The organism is Bacillus cereus group sp. BfR-BA-01408 (genome assembly GCF_022663305.1).
In the GTDB taxonomy this organism is placed as follows: domain Bacteria; phylum Bacillota; class Bacilli; order Bacillales; family Bacillaceae_G; genus Bacillus_A; species Bacillus_A pacificus.
The window spans coordinates 1-8,546 of sequence record NZ_JAKUFF010000122.1; the positions used below are offsets into that span (position 1 = coordinate 1).

Genomic DNA, 8,546 nt, shown 5'->3' on the forward strand with positions numbered 1-8,546 from the left:
TCATTTGTTCATTTAAATTAAAAAACACCCAATAATATACATATAAAAACATAATAATCCATCCGATTTTCTGTATTTCATCTATAAAAATCCGGAAAATGAATAATGTACCTTTTTGAAATAATAGCATTATATCACAGAATTTAGTATCATGATTCAAGGTACTATTTCAAGTTGGACGGAGGATACTATGAGCTTATTAACAGTTGAAAAATTAGGACATACATTTGGCGATCGTACATTATTTAAAGATGTATCTATGCGATTACTAGCAGGTGAGCACGTTGGATTAGTTGGTGCAAACGGTGTTGGTAAATCAACATTCATGAATATCATTACTGGTCAGCTTATTCATGACCAAGGTCGTGTAGAATGGACACCGGGCACACATTACGGTTACTTAGATCAACATACGGTTTTAACGCCTGGACGTACAATTCGTGACATACTAGCGGATGCATTTTTACCGCTATTTGAAAAAGAAAAAGCTTTAAATGAAGTTACAGAAAAAATGGGAACTGCTACACCAGAAGAACTAGAAGAACTTCTTGAGCAAATGGCAGAAATACAAGATGCACTTGAAGCAGGTGGTTTCTATTTACTAGATATGAAAATTGAAGAGGCTGCACGTGGTCTTGGAATTGATGCAATTGGTTTAGATCGTGATGTTTCAGCACTAAGTGGTGGACAACGTACAAAAGTATTGCTTGCAAAGCTATTACTTGAACAACCAGAAGTATTATTACTTGATGAACCTACTAACTATTTAGACGTTGAACATATTCATTGGTTAACAAATTATTTAAAAGAATACCCACATGCATTCTTATTAATTTCTCATGATACGGAATTTATGAACAAATGTGTTGATGTTATTTTCCATCTAGAATTCACAAAAATGACACGCTATACAGCGACATATGAAAAATTCCTAGAACTAGCAGAAATCAATAAAAATCAACATATAAACGCTTATGAAAAGCAGCGCGAGTTTATCAAAAAGCAAGAAGATTTCATTGCAAAGAACAAAGCCCGTTATTCAACAACAGGTCGTGCAAAGAGTCGTCAAAAACAACTTGACCGCATGGAACTTATTGATCGCCCGGAAACAGCAATTAAACCTGAATTCTCATTTAAAGAAAGTCGTGCAAGTAGTCGCTTCGTCTTTGAAGGTGAAAATGTAGAAATTGGATATACACATCCACTACTACCAAAGCTATCAATGACAATTGAACGCGGTGAAAAAATTGCTATCGTTGGATGTAATGGTGTTGGTAAATCAACGTTACTAAAAACAATCTTAGGTAAAATTAAACCTTTAAGCGGTAAAACAAGCCTTGGGGACTTCTTAGAGCCTGCATACTTTGAGCAAGAGGTTAAAGCTGACAATATAACACCAATTGATGATGTATGGAATACATTCCCTGGCTTAGACCAGCATCAAATTCGTGCGATGTTAGCAAAATGCGGATTAAAAAATGAACATATTTCTCGCCCGTTAAGTCAATTAAGTGGTGGAGAACAAGCAAAAGTTCGTTTATGTAAACTAATGGGTGAAGAAAGTAACTGGCTACTATTTGATGAGCCGACAAACCATCTTGATGTTACAGCAAAAGCAGAACTTAAGAAGGCTATGAAAGCATATAAAGGAACAATCCTCCTTGTATGTCACGAACCAGACTTCTATGAAGATTGGATTACAAAAGTTTGGAATGTAGAAGAATGGTCTCAAAATAAAAATTAATAGATATAAGATTTTCATCCATATTTTATGCTATACTATACTTTGCGTGACAACATCTTGCTCTGTTGTCACGTTTTTTATAGAATAAGATTTTATTAATGCTGGGGGCTATATTATGCTTTTTAATTCTTTTGAATTTATGCTTTTATTCTTGCCTATAGCAGTAATTGGATATTTCCTATTGCAAAAAGTTAACAAAAATTTCGCGAAACTTTTTTTAGTAGGTATGTCCCTTTACTTTTATGCATATTTTGAGGTGAAATACCTATTGCTAATAGGAGTTTCATTATTTACAAACGCATTTATAGGCCAACAAATTATACAAAAAATCAATCAAAAAACCCGAAAAGTATTTTTAATAGTTGGTTTAGTATTTAACATCTCATTACTGGGATACTTTAAATACTCTGATTTCTTCTTAGATAATATAAATACCCTATTTGGAACTGATGTACCTTTATTAAAGTTATTACTGCCTTTAGGCATTAGTTTTATTACCTTCCAAAAGATAGGTTTTTTAGTAGATTGTTATAAGAGGGAATTAACAAAGTTTAATTTTATTGATTTTTGCTTGTTCGTAACGTTTTTCCCGCAACTTATTGCAGGACCCATTGTCCATCATAGTAAGGTCCTCCCTCAATTTCAAGATGAATCTAAAAGAAGGCCGAATATTGAAAACATTACAAAAGGACTTTACATATTCGGAATTGGTCTTACTAAAAAAGTAGTAATTGCTGATTCACTAGCACAATGGGCTGATTTTGGCTTTAGCAATGTAAATCAACTATCTACGACCGATGCATGGGTTTCATCACTTGCGTATACATTACAACTGTATTTTGATTTTAGTGGATATTGTGATATGGCAATAGGTGCAGCGTTGTTATTCAACATTATACTACCAATTAACTTCTTCTCTCCTTATAAATCTTTAAGTATTCAAGATTTTTGGAGACGTTGGCATATGACATTAGGACGATTTTTCACCCAATATGTATATATTCCATTGGGTGGGAGTCGAAAAGGGCAAATTCGTACTTATTTAAATTTATTTACAATTTTTCTTATAAGTGGAATTTGGCATGGCGCTGGATGGACGTTTGTTATTTGGGGCGTTTTACACGGATTAGCTATTGTAATACATCGATTATTTAAAAACTTAGGTGGAAAAATGCCTAAATTTATTGCTTGGATTTTAACAATGGGATTTGTACATGTAACATGGGTGTTCTTCAGAGCTACTTCTGTAGAAGATGCATTAACTATGTTAAATCGCATGTTCAACGTAAATTACTTACACATCCAAACAGCACTTATTCAATTCCGTCCAGAAACATTAACTGGTGTGTCTATAATGGATAATTTAATTTATTCAATTTGTAATTTATTCCCGTTCCAAGTGACTGGTGATCATTTTAACTTCCAAACTATTTTATACCTAGCAATTGGAATCGCTATTGTATTATTTACAAAAAATTCTATAGAAAAATTAGAATCTTTCCGTCCAAAACCGATTTATGCTCTTGCATTAGCTAGCATGTTTATACTTTCTTTGATGTATTTAAATCGTGTAAGTTCATTCTTATACTTTAATTTCTAATAACCGTAGGTGAAAAATATGTATAAACGTTTTATATGTTGGTTTATTATATTCCTTTTCATTTTATCTGGAATAGTTTGCTCTATTGTTTATAAGCTTGACCCATTGTATGTATATAAATTTAAGAAGAACGATTATTTTTATGCTACTGAACGCTATCAAATGCCTGGACTTATTAAACATATGGATTATGATACCTTATTTGTAGGAACTTCTATGGGAAGAAACTTCCTTGAACCTGACGCTAATAAATTACTTCATACTACCAGCTTTAATGGCTCTCTTCCAGGTTCAACAGCTAGGGAACAAAATATGACAGCCCAGTTAGCTACGCATTCAAAAACTGTTAAAAATATTATTTGGGAGCTTAATTTATATTCATTCTCTGGAAAACCTGAATGGGTATCAGAAGGTGCTTCACCATTTCCAACTTACATGTATGATACAAATAAGTTGAATGATATCCAATATTTAATTAGCCCGTATTCTCGAAAAATAGCATTGCAGAATATGAAGTTAAAACTAGATCCAACAAAATCTCCACAGGATCCCCACTGGCTATACAAATTTGGAGATGACGAGCCAAATTTCTCAGTAGATATAGCTAAAAGGGTTGTTGACGGAACACCTCATCAATCAATCAGCGATGGTTGGTATCATGAACAAATGCTTAAATCTTTTGATTCTAATATTATTGAATTTGTAAAACAAAACCCGGAAGTACAGTTTACATTTTTCTATGCGCCATATCCAGTAACATATCACGTAGTTATGGATAAAAACGACTCAAAGCATACAAAGGAAAATATGTTATTTAAAAAAGAAGTATACACTAAATTAGCACAACTAAAAAATGTAAAACTCTATGATTTCCAAGATCAAAAAGAAGTTACGTATAATCTTTCTAATTATATGTCTGACCAAACGCATTATTACAGATATATAAATGATTGGATTGTAAAACAATTAGCTACAACTGAACCGATTACTAATAAACGAGATTACGAACAAAGATTAACTAACTTCTCTAATGAAATACGGAATTTCGATACTTCTAAGCTAGTGAATTCAGATGAAAGACCTAAATAATAAAAAGGTAACAATGAAAACTATCATTGTTACCTTTTTATATTATAATAGCCCATAAGCCTCAAACGGAATTCTTTTAAAGTTGGATATGCCTCTAAATTGAACAACATCCCTTGGATAACCGGAATTCTTGGATTTTGCATCCTCATTTCTGCCTCCAAAACATCTAATGTAACAAGCAATTCCTCATCTTCTAATTGATCCGCTAAAGTACGTTTAAACACAATAATTTCTTTTAAAAAATGTTCCTTAACCTGCTCCTTAATAAGCTCTGATTTACAAAGAAATTCTCCAAGCCTTTCTTCATGTAACACAGGTTCTTCTGAAGATTTTACCAATCCATCTACTAAATGATCCACTCTTTTCAAAATAAAAGCCGAGACATAAGATAAGTCTATTTCTGGCGCTTGTAAAATAATTAGTTCTAAATATCCCCGGCATATGCCTTCTACCATAATGACTAAATCTAATAAATATGGCATAACCTTATCACCATAAATAGACAGTAAACTATTCCGATAAAATGCGTGAGACTCTAACTTCATCCGCATCATAAATTCTTCTACTTCTTTATTAAAAGGAATCGCATTTTCCCTTGCATGCATAATAATAAATTCTTTATGCTTTTGTATATCATTAAACTGGCAATGCAATTGTTTTGCAAATTTTTCACGTGGCAATAACGACTCTTTTTCAATATCCATCATTTTGTTTTGAATCTTGTCATAGTAATATCGAAGTGTCGCTAATAAAAGTTCCTCTTTTGATTTAAAGTATAAATAAAAGGCTCCCTTAGATATGCCACAAGCTGTCACAATTTCCTGCACTGATGTCGCATTTACACCCTTAGTCGCAAATAACTTCATAGCCATCTCTATAATTAAGCGCTCTTTTTCTTTCATATCATGTCTCTCCTAAATTTAATCTCGCATCTTATTATGAATGTATTATACCATCCCTTTTCATTGACGGCTGACCAATCAGTCAGTTATATTATGTATTAGACTGACCAGTTGGTCAATATAATACAAAGGGAGCGCAAACATGAACAAAATTATTAATTTTTCGTTAAAAAATAAGTTCGCAGTTTGGCTACTAACCATTATCGTTACCATTGCAGGTATTTATTCTGGGCTGAATATGAAGCTGGAAACAATTCCTGATATTACAACACCTGTTGTAACAGTAACCACGGTTTATCCTGGTGCTACACCAGAAGAAGTAGCTGATAAAGTTTCAAAACCGATGGAAGAGCAACTGCAAAATTTAAGTGGTGTAAACGTTGTTAGTTCATCATCTTTTCAAAATGCATCTTCCATTCAGGTAGAATATGATTTTGATAAAAATATGGAAAAGGCTGAAACAGAAATAAAAGAAGCTCTCGCAAATGTGAAACTGCCAGAAGGCGTAAAGGACCCGAAAGTTTCACGTGTGAACTTCAATGCCTTTCCTGTAATTTCATTAAGCGTAGCAAGTAAAAATGAATCTTTAGCTACCTTAACTGAAAATGTAGAAAAAAATGTTGTTCCAGGATTAAAAGGACTTGATGGGGTCGCATCTGTTCAAATTTCAGGTCAACAAGTAGATGAAGTACAACTTGTCTTCAAAAAAGATAAGATGAAAGAATTAGGTTTAAGTGAAGATACTGTAAAAAATGTAATTAAAGGATCGGACGTATCTTTACCACTTGGTTTATATACATTTAAAGACACAGAAAAGTCAGTTGTTGTAGATGGAAATATTACAACAATGAAAGCATTAAAAGAATTAAAAATCCCTGCTGTTCCTTCATCAGCAAGCGGTCAAGGTAGTCAAAATGCCGGAGCTGGTACACAAGTGCCGCAAATGAATCCAGCCGCTATGAACAACGGGATTTCGACAGTTACATTAGACGAAATTGCTGATATTAAAGAAGTCGGAAAAGCGGAATCTATTTCTCGAACAAATGGAAAAGAAGCAATTGGAATTCAAATTGTAAAAGCGGCTGACGCGAACACAGTTGATGTTGTAAATGCTGTTAAAGATAAAGTAAAAGAACTTGAGAAAAAATATAAAGACTTAGAGATTATTTCAACATTCGACCAAGGTGCACCTATTGAGAAATCAGTAGAAACAATGCTAAGTAAAGCCATTTTTGGTGCTATCTTTGCGATTGTTATTATTATGTTGTTCCTACGAAATATCCGAACAACATTAATCTCTGTCGTTTCCATACCACTTTCTTTATTAATTGCTGTATTAGTTATAAAACAAATGGATATTACGCTTAACATTATGACGCTCGGGGCAATGACAGTCGCTATCGGGCGCGTTGTGGATGACTCCATTGTTGTTATCGAAAATATTTACCGACGTATGTCGTTATCAGGAGAGAAACTACGCGGGAAAGATTTAATTCGTGAAGCTACAAAAGAAATGTTTATTCCGATTATGTCTTCTACCATTGTAACAATTGCTGTATTTTTACCGCTTGGACTAGTAAAAGGTATGATTGGTGAAATGTTCTTACCATTCGCTTTAACTATCGTCTTCGCTTTATTAGCATCGTTGCTAGTAGCAGTTACAATCGTACCGATGCTAGCTCACTCTTTATTTAAGAAAGAGAGCATGAGGGAAAAAGAAGTACATCATGAAGAAAAACCAAGTAAATTAGCAAATATTTACAAACACATACTTGCATGGGCTTTAAATCACAAAATTATTACATCAAGTATCGCTATCCTTCTATTAGTTGGTAGTCTTGCACTTGTGCCAATCATTGGTGTAAGTTTCTTACCATCTGAAGAAGAAAAAATGATCATTGCAACATACAACCCTGAACCAGGTCAAACGTTAGAAGACGTTGAAAAAATTGCAACGAAAGCTGAGAAGCACTTCCAAGATAATAAAAACGTCAAAACAATTCAATTCTCATTAGGTGGCGAAAACCCAATGAGTCCTGGTCAATCAAATCAAGCAATGTTCTTCGTACAATATGATAATGACACGAAAAACTTCGAAAAAGAGAAAGAACAAGTTGTTAAAGATTTACAGAAGATGTCTGGAAAAGGTGAATGGAAAAACCAAGACTTCGGGGCAAGTGGCGGTAGTAACGAAATCAAGTTATACGTTTACGGAGATAGCTCAGAAGACATTAAGCCTGTCGTAAAAGATATTCAAAACATAATGAAGAAAAACAAAGACTTAAAAGATATAGACTCTAGTATTGCAAAAACATACGCAGAATATACTTTAGTCGCAGATCAGGAAAAGCTAAGTAAAATGGGTCTAACGGCTGCACAAATTGGAATGGGACTTTCTAATCAACATGATCGCCCTGTTCTGACAACAATTAAAAAAGACGGTAAAGATATCAATGTATATGTAGAAGCTGAAAAACAAAATTATGAAACAATCGATGACTTAACAAATCGTAAAATTACAACGCCGCTTGGTAATGAAGTGGCTGTAAAAGATGTGATGACTGTAAAAGAAGGAGAAACTTCGAATACAGTGAAACACCGCGATGGCCGTGTTTATGCGGAAGTAAGTGCAAAACTAACATCTGATGACGTTTCAAAAGCATCAGCCGCAGTTCAAAAAGAAGTAGATAAAATGGATCTTCCTTCTGGCGTAGATGTTTCTATGGGAGGCGTTACAAAAGATATTGAAGAATCATTCAAGCAACTTGGCTTAGCGATGTTAGCTGCGATTGCTATTGTATACTTCGTTCTTGTCGTTACATTTGGCGGTGCTCTTGCACCATTCGCAATTTTATTCTCGCTACCATTTACAATCATTGGAGCTCTTGTTGCCTTATTAATCTCTGGTGAAACGTTAAGTGTCTCTGCAATGATCGGTGCCCTTATGTTAATCGGTATCGTTGTAACAAACGCAATCGTGCTTATCGACCGCGTTATTCATAAAGAAAATGAAGGTCTATCAACACGTGAAGCTTTATTAGAGGCTGGTGCAACACGCCTTCGCCCGATTTTAATGACTGCAATTGCAACAATCGGTGCTCTTATCCCGCTCGCATTAGGATTTGAAGGTAGCGGCTTAATTTCTAAAGGACTTGGTGTAACAGTAATTGGTGGATTAACAAGTTCAACATTATTAACACTTCTTATTGTT

Annotated in this window: 5 protein-coding genes; 4 read left to right on the plus strand and 1 reads right to left on the minus strand. The window is 34.1% G+C overall.

Annotated elements, in window-relative coordinates:
* Positions 1-190 precede the first annotated feature (190 nt).
* From MR083_RS25470 to MR083_RS25480, 3 genes are all read left to right on the plus strand, one after another.
* Positions 191-1,744, plus strand: a complete 1,554-nt coding sequence (locus MR083_RS25470; RefSeq protein ID WP_000055406.1) for an ABC-F family ATP-binding cassette domain-containing protein — start codon at positions 191-193, stop codon at positions 1,742-1,744.
* 115 nt (positions 1,745-1,859) lie between these two features.
* Positions 1,860-3,344, plus strand: a complete 1,485-nt coding sequence (locus tag MR083_RS25475; RefSeq protein WP_000898525.1) for an MBOAT family O-acyltransferase — start codon at positions 1,860-1,862, stop codon at positions 3,342-3,344.
* A gap of 18 nt (positions 3,345-3,362) precedes the next feature.
* On the plus strand, positions 3,363-4,433 hold the full coding sequence (locus tag MR083_RS25480) for a hypothetical protein (protein ID WP_000278073.1): 1,071 nt from the start codon (positions 3,363-3,365) through the stop codon (positions 4,431-4,433).
* A gap of 29 nt (positions 4,434-4,462) precedes the next feature.
* Here the strand turns inward: MR083_RS25480 and MR083_RS25485 are convergent, their stop codons facing one another.
* A complete protein-coding gene (locus MR083_RS25485) occupies positions 4,463-5,335 on the minus strand; it encodes a TetR/AcrR family transcriptional regulator (RefSeq protein ID WP_000659619.1) in 873 nt (290 codons plus the stop codon).
* Between the two features lie 142 nt (positions 5,336-5,477).
* On the opposite strand from MR083_RS25485, the gene MR083_RS25490 reads away from it, so the two are divergent.
* Positions 5,478-8,546: efflux RND transporter permease subunit (locus MR083_RS25490; RefSeq protein ID WP_242270033.1), on the plus strand; the 3,069-nt coding region annotated here is incomplete at its 3' end.